Below are 16,773 nucleotides of genomic sequence, written 5' to 3' on the forward strand. Positions count from 1 at the left end.
ATCGTCCCTGAACAAATCAATCGCCCAGCTTAGTACGCCCACATGACGGCTGTCGTGGGGAATCAGCGGGGCTTTTGTGTCAGAGAACAGGGCGGTTCGGTAGTGTCGATGCGCCATGAGGGAGTGCGTTCACTCCCTCATGGGCAAACGGCATCGAGTGCTGTCAGGAAACCACGCGATAGCACGGCACATACGCCGCGCCACCCGGCAGTTTCATCCGGTGCTGGGCGACGAAGGCCTTGAGCAGCAGATCGAGCGGCTGCATGATCGCGGCGTCGCCACGGATCTGGTACGGCCCGTGTTCCTCGATCAGGCGAATGCCCTTGTCCTTGACGTTGCCGGCGACGATCCCGGAGAACGCGCGGCGCAGGTTGGCCGCCAATTCATGCGGAGGCTGGTCGCGATGCAGCTTGAGGTTGGCCATGTTTTCGTGGGTCGGGTCGAACGGGCGCTGGAAGCCTTCGTCAATCTTCAGCAGCCAGTTGAAGTGGAACGCGTCGGCACGTTCGCGGCGGAACTGCTTCACGGCCTTGAGGCCCGCGGTCATCTGCCGCGCCACTTCGGCCGGGTCGTCGATGATGATTTCGTAGTGCTTTTTCGCCGCTTCGCCGAGGGTGGCGGTGACGAAGGCGTCGAGTTGCTCCAGGTACGGCGCGGCATGTTTCGGCCCGGTCAGGATCACCGGGAACGGCAGGCCGGCGTTATCCGGGTGCATCAGGATGCCCAGCAGGTACAGGAACTCTTCGGCGGTGCCGGCGCCGCCCGGGAAGATGATGATGCCGTGACCGACGCGCACGAAGGCTTCGAGGCGTTTTTCGATGTCCGGCAGGATCACCAGCTCATTGACGATCGGGTTCGGCGCTTCGGCGGCGATGATGCCCGGCTCGGTCAGGCCCAGATAGCGGCCGCCATGAATCCGTTGCTTGGCGTGGGCGATGGTCGCGCCTTTCATCGGGCCTTTCATCACGCCGGGACCGCAGCCGGTGCAGATGTCGAGGCTTCGCAGGCCGAGTTCGTGGCCGACCTTCTTGGTGTATTTGTATTCTTCGGTGTTGATCGAGTGGCCGCCCCAGCACACGACGATTTTCGGCTCGACGCCCGGGCGCAGGGTGCGTGCGTTGCGCAACAGGTGGAAGACGTAGTCGCTGATGCCCTGGGAGGTGCTGAGGTCGATGCTCAGGGCATCGAGTTCGTTTTCGGTGTAGACGATGTCGCGCAGGGCGCTGAACAGCATTTCCCGGGTGCTGGCGATCATTTCACCGTCGACGAAGGCGTCGGCCGGGGCGTTCAGCAGTTCCAGGCGCACGCCGCGATCCTGTTGATGGATGCGGATTTCGAAGTCTTTGTAGGCTTCCAGGATGGTTTTTGCGTTGTCGACATGGGCGCCGGTATTGAGGATGGCCAGGGCGCACTGGCGGAAGAGGGTGTAGGTGCTGCCGGTTCCGGCCTGGCTCAGTTGCTGAACTTCACGTTGAGAAAGGGTTTCCAGGCTGCCTTTTGGGCTGACCGAGGCATTGATTACGTGTCGTTGGGTCATGCAGTGATCCTTAAAACGATGTCATTGCCGGCATGGCCAATGGCATCCGAATAGTGTGTATCCATGAATGAAGATGGCACGATCTGCGTGGTATCGCCATGTCCCCGTTGGACGTTGAAAAGATGAAAAGGCGCTCCAGCATAGCTAAATCCGCCTCAGAGGCGATAATGCGCAGCCTCTTTTTAACTCAAGCCATGGAAGCCTGTCGCGATGTTCGAGATTCAACCGATCGATGCCATCACTTATCGCCAGCAGACCCGGCGCAGCACGCTGATCATCGCGGTGCTGTTTCTGGTGTTGGCGATGGCGTTTTCGACTGTGGCGGTGGCGCTGTTCGGCGAGCCGGGCGGGGATAACCTGCGGTTCAATGTCGGCGGGGTGTTCGGCGCATTTCTGTTGACGGCGGCGTTGTTGCGCGGGCGTTTCTGGAACCAGACCTGGATGGCCCCGGCGGTGTACGGCTGGCGGCTCAAACGCAGCCTGATGAGCGTGACCAACGTCATGCATCAAGTGACAGCGGCGGTCGAGAAGGGCGATCCGGTGGCGATGAAGGTGTTGCGCTTCTATCACCTCGGACTGACGCAGATGCATGAACTGGACGGAAACTCCAGCGATCATGCGCAATTGCATCGGGAAGTCGAGGCGCACAAGGCGCGGATGGAGGCGCTTGGTCTGGATGCCGATCAGACGCGCCTCGATCCGGCCTGGCTGGAAGCCTTGAAGTCGCGTTAGAGCGGAATACGTGCGGCGCGGCGCAGTTGCCACTGGCGGATCAGACGCCCGTACACCAGCAGGTTGATCACCAGCACCACGCTGCCCAGTGCCAGCTGAATCTGCGGGGTCAGCCCTGCCGGGTAGATGATCGGCCAGACGTAATGCTCGATGAAACCGCCGGCATACTCGGTTTGCCCGGCAGCGTGACGCATCAGGTTTTCCCAGTAGGTCAGCGGGCAGGTCAGGTGCAACACCTCGACCATTACGCCCCAGGTCGCGGCGGGCAGATGCAGCCAGGCCACACGGTGCCACTTGAGCACCAATAGCCCGCCAAACAGCACGAACAGAATGAACGAAAGGTGAAACAGCACCAGCCCGTCGGCGGCAATTCGATACAGCATGTCGTCTCCCTGACGCAAATGTGAATGGCTGCAATGGTACGCCGGTCGGCGGCTCGCGGCTGGGCGATTTCTTGCAACTGCGCAAGATTGTTCAAGCCTGCAAAGCGCCTTTACTGGCAGAGTCCGGGTCTTGTCTCACGGTTGAAGAGCGTTATGTCTGACTCATTAATGCCGCGCAGTGCCTTTCTTCGCGGAGCCGCGGCGATCATGCCGTTATCCCTGGCGACCGCGCCGTGGGGGCTGCTGGCCGGCTCCATGGCGATCGAAGCCAACCTCACGCCACTGCAAGGGCAAGGCCTGTCGAGCATCGTATTTGCCGGCGCTGCGCAACTGGTGGCAATCGGCATGCTCAAGGGCGGTGCCGGGATCTTTTCGATTCTGCTGACCACGCTGCTGCTGACGTCGCAGCATTTGCTCTACGGCATGAGCATGCGCCATGTGATTTCGCCGTTGCCGGGTCGCTGGCGCATCGGCCTGGGCTTTTTGCTCACCGACGAACTGTTCGCCCTGACCAGCCAGCATGATCGCCAGCAGTTCAATCGCTGGTATGCCCTCGGTGTCGGCCTGACGTTCTACATCGCCTGGAACCTCTTCACCCTGGCCGGCATCGTGCTCGGCAGCAGCATTCCGGGGCTTGAACACCTGGGGCTGGACTTCTCGATTGCCGCCACCTTCATCGCGCTGATCACCCCGGTGGTGCGCAACGTGCCGACCGTGGTTTGCGTGGCGGTGTCGCTGTTCTGTTCGGTGCTGTTCAGCTATTGGCAGTGGGGTTCGGCGCTGGTGCTGTCAGGCTTGGCGGGAATGACCGCAGGGTTTATTTTCAACAAGCTGTATCGGGAGCGCACGTGATGGTCTGGGCAGTGATTTTCGGCATGGGGATTCTGGTGTTCCTCAACCGCTATGTTTTTCTCGAACCGCGCTTGCCGGTGCGTTTGAGCAGTAATGCACGGCAATTTCTGGGTTTCGCCGTACCGGGAATGTTGACCGCGATTTGCGGGCCGATCGTGTTCATGCCGGATAAACAGCTGAATCTGCAGTGGGACAATCCCTATTTGCTGAGTTCGTTAGTGGCGATCGGATTGGTGATTTACACGCGTAATACGTTGCTTAGCATGCTATTGAGCATGGCGTTCTTCTTTTTGTTGCGCTGGTGGTTGTAAGTTGCCTGTCTGAATCTGTTCTACGCTGTAAGGATGACTTATGACAGCGAGGTGAACATGGCAACCGAGCAGAAACGTCCCCAGGAAGATGAAGAACCGAGCGAAGAAGAGATCGAGCGGGAGAAACACAAGGAGCAGACCTGGAAGCATGATGACAGCCGCGAGTTGTCCGATCGCGACCAGGAACGCCCGCTGAAACCCTGAACGCCACAACGAAAAAGCCCCGCGATTGCGGGGCTTTTTCGTTTCGTCAAAGATCGTCCATCTGTGTGAAATCGGGGTGTGCGGCCCGATAACCCAAGGTCTTGTCGATCCAAGCATTGAGCTCGTTGACCATCACCGGCGGGTGGCAGGGATAGCTATCGAGGGTGGTGCGCAGGATGCGGTCGATCTCGGGTACGTCACGCAGGTTTCGAGTCTTTATGTAGTGGGCGATAAAACAGTCGAGTTGAAAGCGTTCTGTCATGGACAGATAAATACACTCCAGGCCGTTGGCCTGTTTGATTGCAAAATCGTCGCGCAACTTAGTTCTCTGCAAGGCTTGTAAGTTTGTAGGGTATTCCCGGTTTCTTGACTCTTTGGTCAACTGGTATGCCAATAGGAAATGCGGCGCGCATGCTATCTGTAGTGTTACTAAATGTATGTATGACGATTGAAATGTCAGACAGGCGGTTGGTTTTAATCAAACGACCGATTCAATGAATGTTTCGAGATTGAAACACTGACTGTAACGAACGGTTCTCACTTACTCCGTGATCTTGATTTGATGTGTGTCTTCCGACTATTTGGCAGACGTGTTACCCGGACGATATTTACTCCACCACTTCTATCAACTCCGCACCCTGATTGCGGGAGTTGCCCACCGCTTTGCCGACTTTGTGCCATTCGAACGTCTCGCTGCCCAACCCTTCGAACAGCAATAGTTGCTCGGCGCGCTCCACGGGCGTGTCGGGGTCAAGCCATTCCCGCGCCCCTTCTGCGGACAACACGATGGGCCGACGATCATGCAGATCGAGCAGGCCGCCTTCGCTGTCGGCGGTGATGATCACGAAACCGTCGTCTTCCCTGGATTGCGCATCGGGTGTCGGGAACTGCCCGATGGCGGCGCAGAAAACCGGTTGGTGATCGACCCGATGGATCAACCAGGGTTGGCGGCTCTTGTCTGGCCCGTCGACCCACTCAAACCAGTTGTCGACCGGCACGATCAAACGATGACGCCAGATCGCACGAAAGAACGGGCCATGCACAACTTTTTCGACCCGCGCATTGATCGGCGCAGCGCGATTAGCAGCCCAGTGCGGGCGCCAGCCCCAGCGCAGGTTATCGGCGTACAAGCGCTGTTCGTGTTGATGAAGAATAGCCAGCGCAGTCGTGGGTGCCGCGTTGTAGTGCGCGAGCGGTGCGTCGCCGACGTGATTGATCAGCGCATCGGGAATGCTCAGCACCGCAACGAAATCGTGGATGCCCCGGTACTGCGAAAGTCTTCCGCACATTGGCCGAACCTCCGGCGAACACTGCCTGAAGGTTCAGCTTAGTTGTGCGGATCAGTCCTTGCTGCCCTGACCGGTGAAGGTGTCACGCCAGGCCAGCCAGCGGCGTTCGAGCGTGGCGAGCAGGCCGTCGCTGAGTTTGCCCAGCAACGCCAAAACGATGATCGCCGCCAGCACGATGTCTGGTCGCGAGGTTTCGCGCCCGTCACTCAACAGGTAGCCCAGGCCCTTGGTCGCCGCGATCAGTTCGGCCGCCACCAGAAACATCCACGCCAGGCTCATGCCGCTGCGCAGCCCGGTGAACAGGCCGGGCAGGGCGGCGGGTAGCAGAATCCGTCGCACCAGTTGCAGCGGACTGAAACCATAGATGTGCCCGACTTCCACCAGTTTGCGGTCTATGTTGCGGATCGCCGCGACCACGTTGATGTACACGGGGAAAAACGCGCCGATGGCAATCAGGACGATTTTCGAGGTCTCGTCGATGCCCAGCCAGAGCAGCAACAGCGGCACCCAGGCCAGGCTCGGGATCGAGCGCAGGGCGGCGAAGGTCGGTTCGAGATAAGCCTCGGCCTCGCGGCTGAGACCGACCCATGCGGCAAACACCAGCGCCAGAATCGCGCCGATGGCAAACCCGATCAGCACGCGGATCAGACTGGCACCGATGTGTTTCCACAAGGCGCCTTCGGCCAGGTCAGTGAGGGTCAGGGCGATCTCGCTCGGCGCGGGCATCTGATAGGACGGCAGCCAGCCGATGCGTACGATGAATTCCAGGGCGATCACCATCAGCAGTGGCAGGGCCAGGCCTTTAAGGCGTCGCCGCCAGATCGGATTCAACGGCGAGGGTTTTCGGCGTGGTGCCGGCACGGCGAGGCGGGCGGGCAGGTCGTTGCTCATGGGCGGTTCTCCGCTCACGACAAATCCGCGACGGGCGCGGATTTGTCGTGAGCCTGATCGGTTACTGGGCGGCGGCGACTTGCTGGAAACCGGTGTCGATCAATTGATCGATCACCTGATCGACATTCACCCCACGGCGCACCAGTTCTTCGGAGACCAGAATCGGCGCGGCGGCTTTCGAGGCGAGCACGTCCCTGGCGGTGAGTTGCGGGCTGCTCAGGTCGGTGCGCGACAGTTGCAGCCTGGCCACATCCAGCGGCAGGCCGGATTCGCTGGCGAGCAGTTGTGCCAGTTCGTCCGGGTTCTTCACCGACCACTCGCGGGCCTGTTCGTAGGCCTTGATCACCGTTTCGATGGTTTGCGGGTGTTCCTTGGCGTATTGCTCGGTGACGCTGACCACGCCGTAGCTGTTGAAGTCGCGATTGCGGTACAGCAGGCGTGAACCGGCTTGCACCTGGCTGGCGGCCATGTGCGGATCGAGGCCGGCCCAGGCGTCGACATCGCCTTTCTCCAGCGCGGTGCGGCCGTCCGGGTGTTGCAGGTGTACCAGTTCCACGTCGTCCTTTTTCAGGCCTGCCTGTTGCAGGCTGCGCAGGGTGAACAGGTACGGGTCGGTGCCTTTGGTGGCGGCGATTTTTTTGCCCTTGAGATCGGCGACGGTCTGATACGGCGAGTCTTTGCGCACCACCAGCGCGGTCCATTCGGCGCGGCTGTAAACGTACACCGATTTGATCGGGCTGCCGTTGGCACGGCTCAGCACCGCAGCGAGGCTGGCCGACGAGGCGAAATCCACGCCGCCGCTGTTGAGGTATTCCAGCGAGCGGTTGCTGCCTTGGCTCAAGACCCAACTGACCTTGCTCTGGGGCAGGGCCTTTTCCAGATAACCCAAGTGCTTGAGCGCCAGGCTGACGGGGGAGTAATAGGCATAGTCCAGATGAACTTCGGCGGGCGGCGTTTCGGCGGCGTGGGCGAGCGGTTGCAGGCTCAGGGCCACCGCGCAGGCCGCGAGCAGCGTTTTGACGCGGGAAAACGGTAAGCGGGATTTCATGGGCACGCTCCGGCAAGGCAACAGATTCTTATGTCCAAAAAGATATTTTTATCGAATGCTTCCTGCATGAATGGAATATTGCAGGCTCTGTGCCATATGCCCTAAGGCCCGTTTTTTGGGGGGGTTGAGAGGGGTTTTGCGTTTTGAACTGTTGCCAGGAAAACACTGTGCCGGGCCACTGTTGCCAGACAAACAGCACTCATCGTCAGTACTGAGCTTATGCGCTAATCGAATTTCAAATCAGTTTTGTAAGAGCGCTATGGTCTATAAAAAATCCCCTTTGCAGGACTCGCCATGAAGCTCTCCCGTTTCCTACGCGCCGCGTTGACCAGCGCATTGTTTGCCACGCCTTTGACCTACGCAGCCGAACCTGTGGTACTGCACGTCGGAGACCAGAATTACTACAACATCCGCGCCTCGGTAGAAGCGTCCGGCGTCTTGAAGGACGCGCCTTACACTGTCGACTGGAAACACTTCCAGGCCGCCGCACCGCTGGCTGAAGCGTTGCAGACCGGCTCGCTGGACCTGGGCTTTCTCGGTGATTCGGGCTTTCTGTTCCTCGCCGCGAAACAGGCGCCGGTGAAACTGATCGGCGTGTCGCGGCAGAACCCGGACACCATTGCTCTGTTGGTGCCCAAGGATTCGCCGGTGAAAACCATCGAGGATCTGAAAGGCAAGAAAGTCGCCTACTGGCCGGGCGCCTGGAGCCAGCAGTTGACCCTGCGAGCGCTGGAGCAGGGTGGCCTGCCGGAGAACTACGTGGAATTCGTCAAGCTGATGCCGATCGATGCGGCGGCCGCGTTGCCTCAGGGCAGCATCGATGCCTTCCCGGTGTGGGAACCGTACATTTCCCAGCAGATCGTGTTCTCCGGTGCGCGACCGATACTGACCGCGAAAAACCTGATGCCGGGCTTGAGCGCCATCGCCGCTTCCGCGCCGTCCATCGACAACAAGCGTGAGGCGATCGCCGATTTTCTCGGGCGCCTGAAACAGGCCCGGGCGTGGGTTGACAGCCACACCGACGAATACGCGGATCTGTGGGCGAAGAAAGCCAATCTCGATCAGGAAGTCTCACGGCACTGGCTGCGCCAGGCGCACATGACGGTCGGCCCGGTGGACCAGCAAGCCGCTGCCGACCTTCAAGGCACCGCGGATTTCCTTTTCAAGGTCAAGGCGCTGCCGGCTCCGCTGACCACAGCGGGTATCATCGACACCTCGTTTCAGCAGGCGCTGGCGCACTGAGTGAGCACCGGAACAAAACCCTGTTATCTTTATCCAACCTCGGCCCATTACGGTGGGCCGCAGGGAGGCAGCAGCGGCGAGGGAGTTTTGCCAATCGACAACGTGACCGCAACGGTCGGGCTCAAGGCAAAACATGAAACTCTGGTTCAAGCTTTTCTGCGCTGCGTCCATCATCACCGGGCTGGCCGGTTGCATTGCCGCTCCCATCGAATTGACCGCGCAAACCCGATCGCGCCTGGATGCGCAGGCGCCGGTGAAGTTTCTGCTGACCTTCGATGACGGCCCTAGCGCTTCGAGTTTCTACAACCCCACAGAAACCGTGCTCGACAGCCTGAAAGACAACACGTTGCAGCCCAATATAAAAGCCGTGTTTTTCGTCCAGACCCGCGCGCCGAGGGCCGGCAACAGCGAGATCGGCCGGCGGATCATGCATCGCGAGCACGATGAAGGGCACATTCTGGGTTTTCATACCGCCACGCACTGGCACACCAATCACCGATCGCTCGATCCGCAAGAGCTCGAAACGTCACTGAGCAACGGCACGGCGGACATCGCAGCGATCACCGGCGCGCCAACGGTACTGTTGCGCCCGCCATTCTGGAATTACGACAAGCGTACGTTCGCGGCCTATCAGTTACATGGCCTGCATGTATTGCTCACCGACCTGAGCGCCAACGACGGCAAGATCTGGGGCTTCAATGGCAGCCCCAGACGCCGCGCCAACATGTTGCGTCAGCTGTCGGAAGTGCGCGAACGGATCGCCCTCGGCGAGTTGCCGACGGTAGACGGGGTGATTCCGGTGGTGGTGACGTTCCATGATCTCAACCGCTACACCGCGCGGCATGCCCGCGAGTATCTGCAGATCCTGCTCGACAGCGCTGCGGCTACCGGTGTGCGCCTGGCCGATAAACCGTTCTACGACGATCACGCCATGCTGGAGAAAGCGGCACTGGCGCGAACAGTTCAGAAAAGCTCGGATCCGGTGCAACTGCCGGGGATCTGGAACTGGATCTGGGGCCGCGACGCCAACTGATCGTTGTCGCGCAAAAGATGTGAAGCGGTTGGCATTTTCGGCGATCGGACGGTCGCGCAAGGTCGAAAAAGCTCATCTATGCTGAATCGATCGACCGATCCATCGCCTGCGAGGCGTCCGCCCATGCTTGCCATTGCCGACATTTGCCGCATCGTCGAATCCGGCTTTTCGCCACTTTACTGTGACTGCACGGAAACGGGGCAGGGGCTGTTGCAGATCAAGGTTTATGAGCCCGGCAGCGGGCGTGTCGATTTGCTGCTCAACGGCGTGTCGCCGGAGCATCTGGTCACCATTCGTGACATCTCCAACTTCATCGGTGAGTTGCGCACTGAAATGAGTGCCGGGCGCCGGGCGTTCGCCGGTTAGCTCAGAGTCGGCGCTGAAAGGCGCGGACGATTTGCAGTGTTGCGTCACTGACGCTCAGGTTCTGCACCGAGTCCAGCGGATGCCAGATGCAATCGACGATTTCGTTCTGTGGCCTTACTTCATCAATATTCAGCACCGACGCTTCGTAGACATGGTGGCGCGTGCTGCCTGCTTCCAAGTCCATCAGATACAGCATGCCATCGGCGAGCAGGCCGGTTTCTTCTTCAAGTTCACGGGTCGCGGCGTCAGTCCTGGTCTCGCCGGGCTCGACCTTGCCGCCCGGCAGGTTCCAGCGGCATCGGGGTTTGCGCACCAGGAGAATGTGTCGATCCTGCTCGCAGATGATGGTTGCACGTACTTTCATTTGTTACCCGATTGCCGGTTGTCATAAATCGGTCATGAAAATGCAATATTCAAGCCGTGCCCTGGTTTAGAGGCGCTGGTGATGTCTGAGTGGTCGAAACGCGCAAAAGTGCCAGACACTTGACGCCGAAGCGGGACGACGTCTGGTCGGCACAAGGCATTGAAGCCGGTGTAAGGTAAAAAAGTGCAGTTGGACTATCGATAGTCGACAGGAGGTGCCTATGAGCATGGCGATACTGAACAGAATGCACATGAACGGCTACGACGTACTCAGCGTGAACAATGGCCCGTGGCGGGTCTGCACGCTGGGTGATCGACTGGCGTCTTTCGCCAGCCGGGAGGAAGCGCTGGCGTATGCCGCTGCACTTCCGGGTTACAAGAGCCGCACGCATGGCCGCAAGACAGGCTGAAGGCCTGCACTGAAAAAGCCCCGGATTGTCCGGGGCTTTTTGTTGTGGGTGTCAGTGGACTTTCGTTCGACTGATGGCACGGGCCTTCACTTCCCTGGCATAGAGTTGCAGGCGTTCTTCATCGCTTTGCAGCACCTCGCAGGACCTGAGCACGGTTTGCGCATCTGCCTCGTTACCGGATTTGCGTAACTGCTCGGCGATGCGCTTGAGATCTACCGCCGACCATCTCAGGTCCGACGCCACGCTTTGCAGGTCACGTTGAAGTTCGTGTTCGTATTCATTGAGCCGCATGATCACCTCCGGAACATTCTCGGTAGAAAATAGTAGCCGCATTTTCCGCAAGCAAGGCAAGTGGTTCTGCTCAGTGAGCTGAACGGGCGCGAACAAGCTGCCGTTGGTCGGAGCGATTGTCTGATGTGGCGCCGCAGAGCCCGGTTTTCGGGGTCAAAGCATTGCGCCACGATGGATGTTCGAACAGTTAAAAGGTAAATTCGCTTTTTTTAAAATGAAGGATTCAATATGCGGATGTTGATCGGGGGCCTGTTGATGGCAGCGTTGGCCGGTTGCTCATTGCCGGCATCACTGGTGCCGGGCGAACCGAACTTCAGCAAGATCAGCGGCAAGGCTCCCAAGGACTATGCCGCATGTGTGTTGCCACTGTGGCAGCAGGATATTCCCAAGACCTCGCAGATTTCGATTTCCAACGGTTACAGGATCAAGGCGCCGAGCATCGTCACCGCTGACGAAATTCTCGATATCGTCAAGTACAAGGACGGCAGCCGTGTGTCGCTGTACCAGGGGCCGCCTTGGGCCAAGTCCGGCTCGCTGCGTAAATCGGTGCGTGATTGCCTCTGAGGGCAGTACCGAAATGAAAAAAGCAGAAACCGTGTGAGCGGTTTCTGCTTTTTTTTGCCTGGCTGACGCCATTGCTCAGTCAGTGATGTCGGTGAGCGGGATGCCCGAGCCGCCGGCCGCTGACCGCGCCATCGCGCTGGCGGCTGCGGATCCGATGATTCCGGTCGTCGCGTAATCGGCGCAGTTCGAAAATCCCGCTCCCGAGCGGGATTTTTTTCGCCTGCCCTTTTTTACCTGCATCAAGGCTATGACTAAAAGTCATTGCCCCATGATTTTTAATGGTTACGGGTGGCCCGATACCCGGTGTTAAAAAATCGCAAACACAGCTCATCAATAACAACCAGAGAGCGTTTGCAGCCATGTCCCGATTCTTCCTTCGCGTCTCCCCATGTCCGTTATTGATCCCGTTGGCCATCCGGCCGGCGTGAGCTGTCGATCCCCCCAAAATCCCTCTGCATCGCAAAGAGTAATGACTGATGAAAGAACTCGACCTGTACATCGGTGAAGGTTTCGAAGGCCCGGGCGTGAACGCCGCGCACATCAATATCCTGATCGGCCCGCGCAACGGCCCGGCGGGGCAGGCATTTGCCAACAGCCTGGCGTCGCCGAGCCAGGGCCATTGCCCGTTCATGGTGATCGCCCAGCCGAACATTCCGGTCAAGCCGATGACCCTGTACGTCAACAAAGCTGCCATAAGCGGCGACCTGCACGGCAACGCAACCTGGGGCGCTTCCCAGGCCGGGATCGCCAAGGCTGTGCTTGAAGCACTGCTCGACGGCACGCTGCCACCGGAAGCCGAAGACGAATGGGCGATCGTCACTGCCAACTGGGTCAACCCGGCCTGCGATGACCTCGATGCGGTCTACCTGAACAACTACAACGCCTGCCGCACCGCGATCCGCGCCGCCCTGACCGGCAAGCCGGAAACCGCGCAGCTCAAAGATGTGGTCAACCACATCAGCAACCCTTTCTACACGCCAAAAGCCTGAGGTCCGCGCCATGCAATACATCCGTTTGGGCAACTCCGGCCTGCAAGTTTCCCGCCTGTGCCTGGGCACCATGAACATGGGCACCCCGGACTGGAAACCGTGGATCTTCAATGAAAAACAAAGCGAGCCGATCGTCGCTCACGCCCTGAACAACGGTGTGAACTTCATCGACCTGGCGGACTTTTATTCCGCCGGTGTCGGCGAAGAAGTGGTGGGGCGCATCGTCAAGCGTCTGGCCCGTCGCGAAGACCTGGTGATCACCACCAAGGTCGGCTACGGCACCCGCAGCGGCATCAACGCCAGCGGTCATTCGCGCAAGCACATCATGGACAGCATCGATGCCTCGCTGAAGCGTCTGGACATGGATTACGTCGACGTGTTCATGCTGCATTACTTTGATGTGAACACCCCGGTCGAAGAAACCATGAGCGCACTGAACGACATCGTGCGTTCCGGCAAGGCGCGCTACATCGGTGTCTCGACCATGCTCACCGGTCATTTGGCGAAGATCCTCATGGCCTGCGAGCGCAACGGTTGGGTCAAGCCGATCAACATGCAGCTGCAACTGAACTGCGCCTACCGCGAAGAAGAGCGCGAGATGATTCCGTTCTGCCGCGATCAGGGCATCGGTGTGTCGGTGTTCAGTCCGCTGGCCCGTGGCCTGTTGACCGGTGACGTGCAATCGACCCGCAACCAGACCGACTTCTTCACCCAGCAGATGTACAGCGACGAAGCCTCGTTCGAGATCGCTCATTCGGTGCAGCGCGTGGCCCGTGCTCGTGGCGTGTCGAATGCGCAGATCGCCCAGGCCTGGGTCGCAAATCATCCGGGCGTGGACTGCATGCTGGTCGGCGCCGACACCACCGCACAGTTCGACAGCGCACTGGCCGCTCTGGAGACCAGGCTCGACGCCGAAGAGCTGCATGAACTGGAACGCAACTACACCCCGTGCGACGTGATCAACGATTACACCGCCGGCAAACGCATCCTGCGCACGGCCCGTCCGGGGCTGGAACGCTTCATGGTGCAGGGGGCGGTGGCATGAGCGAATTGATCCGTCACGGCAACTTCATTGACGGCCAGTGGGGTTCGGGTGGCGCGACTTATTCAGTGCGCAACCCGGCCAATGGCGAGTTGATTGCCGACGTGCAAAAGGCCGGTGCCGAGGAAACCAACCTCGCCATCGAGGCCGCCAATCGTGCCTTGCCGGCCTGGCGCAAGCTCACTGCCAAGGAGCGCAGTCAGCGCCTGAAACGCTGGAGCGATCTGATGCTCGCCAACCAGCAGGAACTGGCGACCTTGCTCAGCCGTGAGCAGGGCAAACCGCTGGCCGAAGCCAAGGGCGAAGTGGTCTACGCCGCCAGTTTTCTCGAATGGTTTGGTGAAGAAGCCAAGCGCGCCTACGGCGATGTGATCCCGAGCCACAAGGCCGATGCGCGGATCATCGTGACCAAGGAAGCCATCGGCGTGGTCGCGGCGATTACCCCGTGGAATTTCCCGCTGGCGATGGTCACCCGCAAGGTCGGCCCGGCGCTGGCGGCGGGTTGCACAATGATCCTCAAACCCTCGGAAGAAACCCCGCTGTCGGCGTTCGCCCTGGCAGTGCTGGCCGAACAGGCCGGGATTCCGGCGGGCGTGTTCAACATTGTCTCCGGCGACGCGGTGGCCATCGGCGGTGCGCTGCAAGCGTCCAGCGTCGTGCGCAAACTGTCGTTCACCGGCTCGACCCGCACCGGCAAACTGCTGATGCGCCAGGCCGCCGACACCCTGAAAAAGGTCTCGCTGGAGCTGGGCGGCAACGCGCCGTTCATTGTCTTCGACGATGCCGACATCGATGCGGCCGTGAAAGGCGCGATGGCCTCGAAATTCCGCAACACCGGGCAGACCTGTGTGTGCGTCAACCGCTTCTTCATTCAGGACGGCGTCTACGAAGCCTTCACCGGCAAACTCGCCGAAGCCGTGGCGGCGATGCGCGTGGGCAGTGCGCTGGACGGGGAGACCGAGCAGGGTCCGCTGATCAACGCCGCTGCGCTGGCCAAAGTCGAAGCTCACGTCAGCGATGCGCTGGAGAAGGGCGCCACGCTGTTGTGCGGCGGTCGTCGTCATGCCTTGGGTGGCACGTTCTACGAGCCGACCATCCTCACCGAAGCCAACAGCGACATGCTGATTGCCCAGGACGAAACCTTCGGCCCGGTGGCCGCGTGCTTCCGCTTCAAGGACGAAGCCGAAGTGCTGGCGCGGGCCAACGACACGCCGTTCGGTCTGTCGGCGTATTTCTACAGCCGCGACATCGGCCGCGTCTGGCGCATGGCCGAAGGGCTGGAAGCCGGGATGGTCGGCATCAACGAAGGGATCATCTCCACGGAGGTGGCGCCGTTCGGTGGCATCAAGGAATCGGGCCTTGGGCGTGAAGGTTCGAAGTACGGTCTGGATGACTATCTGGAGATCAAATACCTGTTGATGGGCGGTCTCTGAACCGTCACTGAGATCTCCATGTGGGAGCGGGCTTGCCCGCGAAAACGGTGGATCAGCTGGAACAAATGTTGACTGATACACCGCCTTCGCGGGCAAGCCCGATCCCACAAACAACCAGTAAGAGCTTTCCGTTTCTCCGTCAATAACAACAATTGGAGACGAACATGTCCGCTCAATCCGTAAAGATCGATGACCTGCCCATCGGGCGTTTTCACATCAAGATCGCCGGCCTGACCTTCGGCGCGCACTTCACCGACGGCTACATCCTTGGCCTGATCGGTATCGCGTTCACCTTGCTCAGTCCGCAGATGCAGCTCGATGCATTCTGGCAGGGCCTGATCGGCGCATCGGCGCTGATCGGTCTGTTTCTCGGCAGTCTGTTTTTCGGCTGGATCTCGGACAAAGTCGGCCGGCAGAAAATCTTTCTGGTCAGTTTCGTGCTGATCACGATTGCTTCGGTGATGCAGTTCTACGTCGAGACTGCCATGAGCCTGTTCCTTTGTCGGGTGCTGATCGGCATCGGCCTGGGTGGGGATTTCAGCGTCGGTCACGCGATGCTCGCCGAGTTCGCACCGAAGAAACATCGCGGTGTGTTGCTGGGTTCGTTCAGTGTGATCTGGACCTTCGGCTACGTCGCGGCGACCTTCGTCGGCACCGCCATGCTCAGCCTTGGTGACGATGCCTGGCGCTGGATGCTGGCGTCGTCGGCGATCCCGGCCGCGTTGATTCTGATCGCCCGAATCGGCACGCCGGAATCGCCGCGCTGGCTGGTCAATCAGGGCCGAGTGGCGGAAGCGCGGGTCATCGTCAAAAAACATCTGGGCGACAACGTCGAACTGGACGAGACCCAATCCACGGAAACCCGTTCGGGCTACGCGGTGCTGTTCAGCCCCGAGTACCGCAAGCGTACAGCGTTCAACTGCCTGTTCTTCGTCTGCATCGTCATGCCGTACTTCGCCATCTACACCTTCCTGCCGTCGATCCTGCAGAAGATGGGCCTGGCTGAAGGTTTCGGCACCGAGCTGATGCTCAACATGCTGCTGATCCTCGGCGCGTTGATCGGTATCTGGTGCACGATCAAATTCACCAGACGGGGCTTCCTGATCAACTCGTTCATCATTCTGGCGGTGGCGTTGTTTCTGCTGGCGGTATTGCCGGGCAGCGCGGCGTGGCTGATGGTGCTGGTGTTCGGCGTGTTCACGCTGGTGCTGTCGGCGGTGAGCAATCTGGTGGGCGTGTTCCCGGCGGAAAGTTTCCCGACGGAAGTACGGGCCAGCGGGATTGGTCTGGCGACGGCTGTCAGTCGTCTGGGTTCGGCGGTCAGTACGTTCCTGTTGCCGGTGAGTGTGGCGGGGATTGGGTTGAGCCCGACCATGGGCATTCTGGCGGCGATTTTGGCGATAGGTGCGCTGCTGTCCTGGGCATGGGCGCCGGAGACCAAGTCGTTGACGTTGAGTCAGGCGTGCAAGGCGCAGAGTCCGGTGGAGGGGGCGGTTGGTTCTGTCGTCAAGGTGGCTTCGCCGATCTGAAGTCGATGGGGGCGGTATTGATGCGTTGTGCCTCAGAGCCACCCCTCACCCTAACCCTCTCCCGGAGGGAGAGGGGACCGATCCGGGGATATTGGAGAGTTACGCCGACGTGAAAGACTTGCGGTGAATCCGTAATCGACTCGGTTCTTCAGGTCGATGTAGGGCGTCAGACAACTCGGTCAGTCCCCTCTCCCTCCGGGTGTATGTACCGGAGACATGGTGGACACATGTTCGGAGACATGGTGGACGGTTTTCAAATCCGTT

22 protein-coding genes are annotated in these 16,773 nt (G+C 59.8%); 13 read left to right on the forward strand and 9 right to left on the reverse strand.

All coding sequences use genetic code 11. From position 1 onward, the window contains the following. Positions 1-163: 163 nt before the first annotated feature. Positions 164-1,537: a nucleotide 5'-monophosphate nucleosidase PpnN gene (ppnN, locus tag ACW9HX_RS15035; protein ID WP_007950520.1), complete on the reverse strand. Its 1,374-nt coding sequence runs from the start codon at positions 1,535-1,537 to the stop codon at positions 164-166. Between the two features lie 210 nt (positions 1,538-1,747). On the opposite strand from ppnN, the gene ACW9HX_RS15040 reads away from it, so the two are divergent. Beyond that, positions 1,748-2,269, forward strand: coding sequence for a DUF3087 domain-containing protein (locus ACW9HX_RS15040; RefSeq protein WP_457381229.1), 522 nt, complete (start codon positions 1,748-1,750; stop codon positions 2,267-2,269). Here the strand turns inward: ACW9HX_RS15040 and ACW9HX_RS15045 are convergent. After that, positions 2,266-2,652, reverse strand: a complete 387-nt coding sequence (locus tag ACW9HX_RS15045) for a DUF2784 domain-containing protein (protein ID WP_457381230.1) — start codon at positions 2,650-2,652, stop codon at positions 2,266-2,268. The genes ACW9HX_RS15040 and ACW9HX_RS15045 overlap by 4 nt on opposite strands. 153 nt (positions 2,653-2,805) lie before the next feature. On the opposite strand from ACW9HX_RS15045, the gene ACW9HX_RS15050 reads away from it, so the two are divergent. From ACW9HX_RS15050 to ACW9HX_RS15060, 3 genes are read left to right on the forward strand one after another with little or no spacing between them, the layout of a single operon-like run. After that, entirely contained in the window at positions 2,806-3,504 is a 699-nt protein-coding gene (locus ACW9HX_RS15050) for an AzlC family ABC transporter permease (protein ID WP_457381231.1), read from the forward strand. Further along, on the forward strand, positions 3,504-3,815 hold the full coding sequence (locus ACW9HX_RS15055) for an AzlD domain-containing protein (protein ID WP_164872179.1): 312 nt from the start codon (positions 3,504-3,506) through the stop codon (positions 3,813-3,815). The genes ACW9HX_RS15050 and ACW9HX_RS15055 overlap by 1 nt, the downstream gene beginning before the upstream one ends. A 57-nt stretch (positions 3,816-3,872) precedes the next feature. Continuing rightward, positions 3,873-4,019, forward strand: coding sequence for a hypothetical protein (locus tag ACW9HX_RS15060; protein WP_457381232.1), 147 nt, complete (start codon positions 3,873-3,875; stop codon positions 4,017-4,019). Between the two features lie 46 nt (positions 4,020-4,065). Here the strand turns inward: ACW9HX_RS15060 and ACW9HX_RS15065 are convergent, their stop codons facing one another. The 4 genes from ACW9HX_RS15065 to ACW9HX_RS15080 all read right to left on the reverse strand — a co-directional run bounded on the left by ACW9HX_RS15065 (position 4,066) and on the right by ACW9HX_RS15080 (position 7,247). Beyond that, complete coding sequence (locus ACW9HX_RS15065; RefSeq protein ID WP_457381233.1) at positions 4,066-4,338, reverse strand: hypothetical protein; 273 nt, start codon at positions 4,336-4,338, stop codon at positions 4,066-4,068. Positions 4,339-4,627: 289 nt separating this feature from the next. Further along, positions 4,628-5,308, reverse strand: coding sequence for an SOS response-associated peptidase family protein (locus ACW9HX_RS15070; protein ID WP_457381234.1), 681 nt, complete (start codon positions 5,306-5,308; stop codon positions 4,628-4,630). A 51-nt stretch (positions 5,309-5,359) separates the two neighbouring features. Continuing rightward, the gene (locus tag ACW9HX_RS15075) at positions 5,360-6,199 is read right to left on the reverse strand and encodes an ABC transporter permease (protein WP_457381235.1); all 840 of its coding nucleotides are present in this window, start codon (positions 6,197-6,199) and stop codon (positions 5,360-5,362) included. A 61-nt stretch (positions 6,200-6,260) separates the two neighbouring features. Further along, positions 6,261-7,247, reverse strand: a complete 987-nt coding sequence (locus tag ACW9HX_RS15080) for an aliphatic sulfonate ABC transporter substrate-binding protein (protein WP_457381236.1) — start codon at positions 7,245-7,247, stop codon at positions 6,261-6,263. Positions 7,248-7,541: 294 nt separating this feature from the next. Here ACW9HX_RS15080 and ACW9HX_RS15085 point away from each other — a divergent pair, with 294 nt between their 5' ends. From ACW9HX_RS15085 to ACW9HX_RS15095, 3 genes are all read left to right on the forward strand, one after another. Continuing rightward, on the forward strand, positions 7,542-8,489 hold the full coding sequence (locus ACW9HX_RS15085) for an ABC transporter substrate-binding protein (RefSeq protein WP_457381237.1): 948 nt from the start codon (positions 7,542-7,544) through the stop codon (positions 8,487-8,489). 133 nt (positions 8,490-8,622) lie between these two features. Then, positions 8,623-9,522 carry a polysaccharide deacetylase family protein gene (locus ACW9HX_RS15090; RefSeq protein ID WP_457381238.1) on the forward strand — a complete coding sequence of 300 codons (900 nt, stop codon included), beginning with the start codon at positions 8,623-8,625 and terminating at the stop codon, positions 9,520-9,522. Between the two features lie 123 nt (positions 9,523-9,645). Next, the gene (locus ACW9HX_RS15095; protein ID WP_457381239.1) at positions 9,646-9,888 is read left to right on the forward strand and encodes a DUF1652 domain-containing protein; all 243 of its coding nucleotides are present in this window, start codon (positions 9,646-9,648) and stop codon (positions 9,886-9,888) included. A 1-nt stretch (position 9,889) separates the two neighbouring features. On the opposite strand, the gene ACW9HX_RS15100 is transcribed toward ACW9HX_RS15095, so the two are convergent. Continuing rightward, a complete protein-coding gene (locus tag ACW9HX_RS15100; RefSeq protein ID WP_457381240.1) occupies positions 9,890-10,252 on the reverse strand; it encodes an NUDIX hydrolase in 363 nt (120 codons plus the stop codon). Positions 10,253-10,472: 220 nt separating this feature from the next. On the opposite strand from ACW9HX_RS15100, the gene ACW9HX_RS15105 reads away from it, so the two are divergent. After that, the gene (locus ACW9HX_RS15105; protein ID WP_457381241.1) at positions 10,473-10,661 is read left to right on the forward strand and encodes a DUF2188 domain-containing protein; all 189 of its coding nucleotides are present in this window, start codon (positions 10,473-10,475) and stop codon (positions 10,659-10,661) included. Between the two features lie 51 nt (positions 10,662-10,712). On the opposite strand, the gene ACW9HX_RS15110 is transcribed toward ACW9HX_RS15105, so the two are convergent. Beyond that, positions 10,713-10,952 (reverse strand): hypothetical protein, encoded by a 240-nt coding sequence (locus ACW9HX_RS15110; RefSeq protein WP_065259780.1) that lies wholly within the window; start codon positions 10,950-10,952, stop codon positions 10,713-10,715. Positions 10,953-11,180: 228 nt separating this feature from the next. Between ACW9HX_RS15110 and ACW9HX_RS15115 the strand changes: the two genes are divergently transcribed. Continuing rightward, positions 11,181-11,516 carry a hypothetical protein gene (locus ACW9HX_RS15115; RefSeq protein ID WP_457381242.1) on the forward strand — a complete coding sequence of 112 codons (336 nt, stop codon included), beginning with the start codon at positions 11,181-11,183 and terminating at the stop codon, positions 11,514-11,516. A gap of 79 nt (positions 11,517-11,595) precedes the next feature. Here ACW9HX_RS15115 and ACW9HX_RS15120 read toward each other — a convergent pair whose 3' ends face one another. Continuing rightward, positions 11,596-11,877 carry a hypothetical protein gene (locus ACW9HX_RS15120; RefSeq protein ID WP_457381243.1) on the reverse strand — a complete coding sequence of 94 codons (282 nt, stop codon included), beginning with the start codon at positions 11,875-11,877 and terminating at the stop codon, positions 11,596-11,598. Positions 11,878-11,992: 115 nt separating this feature from the next. Here ACW9HX_RS15120 and fae point away from each other — a divergent pair, with 115 nt between their 5' ends. The 4 genes from fae (at position 11,993) to ACW9HX_RS15140 (ending at position 16,509) form a co-directional block, all read left to right on the forward strand. Further along, positions 11,993-12,505, forward strand: a complete 513-nt coding sequence (gene fae, locus ACW9HX_RS15125) for a formaldehyde-activating enzyme (RefSeq protein ID WP_457381244.1) — start codon at positions 11,993-11,995, stop codon at positions 12,503-12,505. Positions 12,506-12,515: 10 nt separating this feature from the next. Then, on the forward strand, positions 12,516-13,550 hold the full coding sequence (locus ACW9HX_RS15130) for an aldo/keto reductase (RefSeq protein ID WP_457381245.1): 1,035 nt from the start codon (positions 12,516-12,518) through the stop codon (positions 13,548-13,550). Next, the gene (locus tag ACW9HX_RS15135; protein WP_457381246.1) at positions 13,547-14,980 is read left to right on the forward strand and encodes an NAD-dependent succinate-semialdehyde dehydrogenase; all 1,434 of its coding nucleotides are present in this window, start codon (positions 13,547-13,549) and stop codon (positions 14,978-14,980) included. The genes ACW9HX_RS15130 and ACW9HX_RS15135 overlap by 4 nt, the downstream gene beginning before the upstream one ends. Before the next feature lie 164 nt (positions 14,981-15,144). Next, positions 15,145-16,509: an MFS transporter gene (locus ACW9HX_RS15140; RefSeq protein WP_457381247.1), complete on the forward strand. Its 1,365-nt coding sequence runs from the start codon at positions 15,145-15,147 to the stop codon at positions 16,507-16,509. The last annotated feature ends 264 nt before the right edge of the window (positions 16,510-16,773 follow it).

Source organism: Pseudomonas sp. SDO52101_S400 (assembly GCF_054071635.1).

Bases quoted from the DNA above. Each gene is read 5' to 3' on its own strand.
- ppnN (WP_007950520.1), bottom strand. From the start codon at position 1,537: ATGACCCAACGACACGTAATCAATGCCTCGGTCAGCCCAAAAGGCAGC.
- ACW9HX_RS15040 (WP_457381229.1), top strand. From the start codon at position 1,748: ATGTTCGAGATTCAACCGATCGATGCCATCACTTATCGCCAGCAGACC.
- ACW9HX_RS15045 (WP_457381230.1), bottom strand. From the start codon at position 2,652: ATGCTGTATCGAATTGCCGCCGACGGGCTGGTGCTGTTTCACCTTTCG.
- ACW9HX_RS15050 (WP_457381231.1), top strand. From the start codon at position 2,806: ATGTCTGACTCATTAATGCCGCGCAGTGCCTTTCTTCGCGGAGCCGCG.
- ACW9HX_RS15055 (WP_164872179.1), top strand. From the start codon at position 3,504: ATGGTCTGGGCAGTGATTTTCGGCATGGGGATTCTGGTGTTCCTCAAC.
- ACW9HX_RS15060 (WP_457381232.1), top strand. From the start codon at position 3,873: ATGGCAACCGAGCAGAAACGTCCCCAGGAAGATGAAGAACCGAGCGAA.
- ACW9HX_RS15070 (WP_457381234.1), bottom strand. From the start codon at position 5,308: ATGTGCGGAAGACTTTCGCAGTACCGGGGCATCCACGATTTCGTTGCG.
- ACW9HX_RS15075 (WP_457381235.1), bottom strand. From the start codon at position 6,199: ATGAGCAACGACCTGCCCGCCCGCCTCGCCGTGCCGGCACCACGCCGA.
- ACW9HX_RS15080 (WP_457381236.1), bottom strand. From the start codon at position 7,247: ATGAAATCCCGCTTACCGTTTTCCCGCGTCAAAACGCTGCTCGCGGCC.
- ACW9HX_RS15085 (WP_457381237.1), top strand. From the start codon at position 7,542: ATGAAGCTCTCCCGTTTCCTACGCGCCGCGTTGACCAGCGCATTGTTT.
- ACW9HX_RS15090 (WP_457381238.1), top strand. From the start codon at position 8,623: ATGAAACTCTGGTTCAAGCTTTTCTGCGCTGCGTCCATCATCACCGGG.
- ACW9HX_RS15095 (WP_457381239.1), top strand. From the start codon at position 9,646: ATGCTTGCCATTGCCGACATTTGCCGCATCGTCGAATCCGGCTTTTCG.
- ACW9HX_RS15100 (WP_457381240.1), bottom strand. From the start codon at position 10,252: ATGAAAGTACGTGCAACCATCATCTGCGAGCAGGATCGACACATTCTC.
- ACW9HX_RS15105 (WP_457381241.1), top strand. From the start codon at position 10,473: ATGAGCATGGCGATACTGAACAGAATGCACATGAACGGCTACGACGTA.
- ACW9HX_RS15110 (WP_065259780.1), bottom strand. From the start codon at position 10,952: ATGCGGCTCAATGAATACGAACACGAACTTCAACGTGACCTGCAAAGC.
- ACW9HX_RS15115 (WP_457381242.1), top strand. From the start codon at position 11,181: ATGCGGATGTTGATCGGGGGCCTGTTGATGGCAGCGTTGGCCGGTTGC.
- ACW9HX_RS15120 (WP_457381243.1), bottom strand. From the start codon at position 11,877: ATGGCTGCAAACGCTCTCTGGTTGTTATTGATGAGCTGTGTTTGCGAT.
- fae (WP_457381244.1), top strand. From the start codon at position 11,993: ATGAAAGAACTCGACCTGTACATCGGTGAAGGTTTCGAAGGCCCGGGC.
- ACW9HX_RS15130 (WP_457381245.1), top strand. From the start codon at position 12,516: ATGCAATACATCCGTTTGGGCAACTCCGGCCTGCAAGTTTCCCGCCTG.
- ACW9HX_RS15135 (WP_457381246.1), top strand. From the start codon at position 13,547: ATGAGCGAATTGATCCGTCACGGCAACTTCATTGACGGCCAGTGGGGT.
- ACW9HX_RS15140 (WP_457381247.1), top strand. From the start codon at position 15,145: ATGTCCGCTCAATCCGTAAAGATCGATGACCTGCCCATCGGGCGTTTT.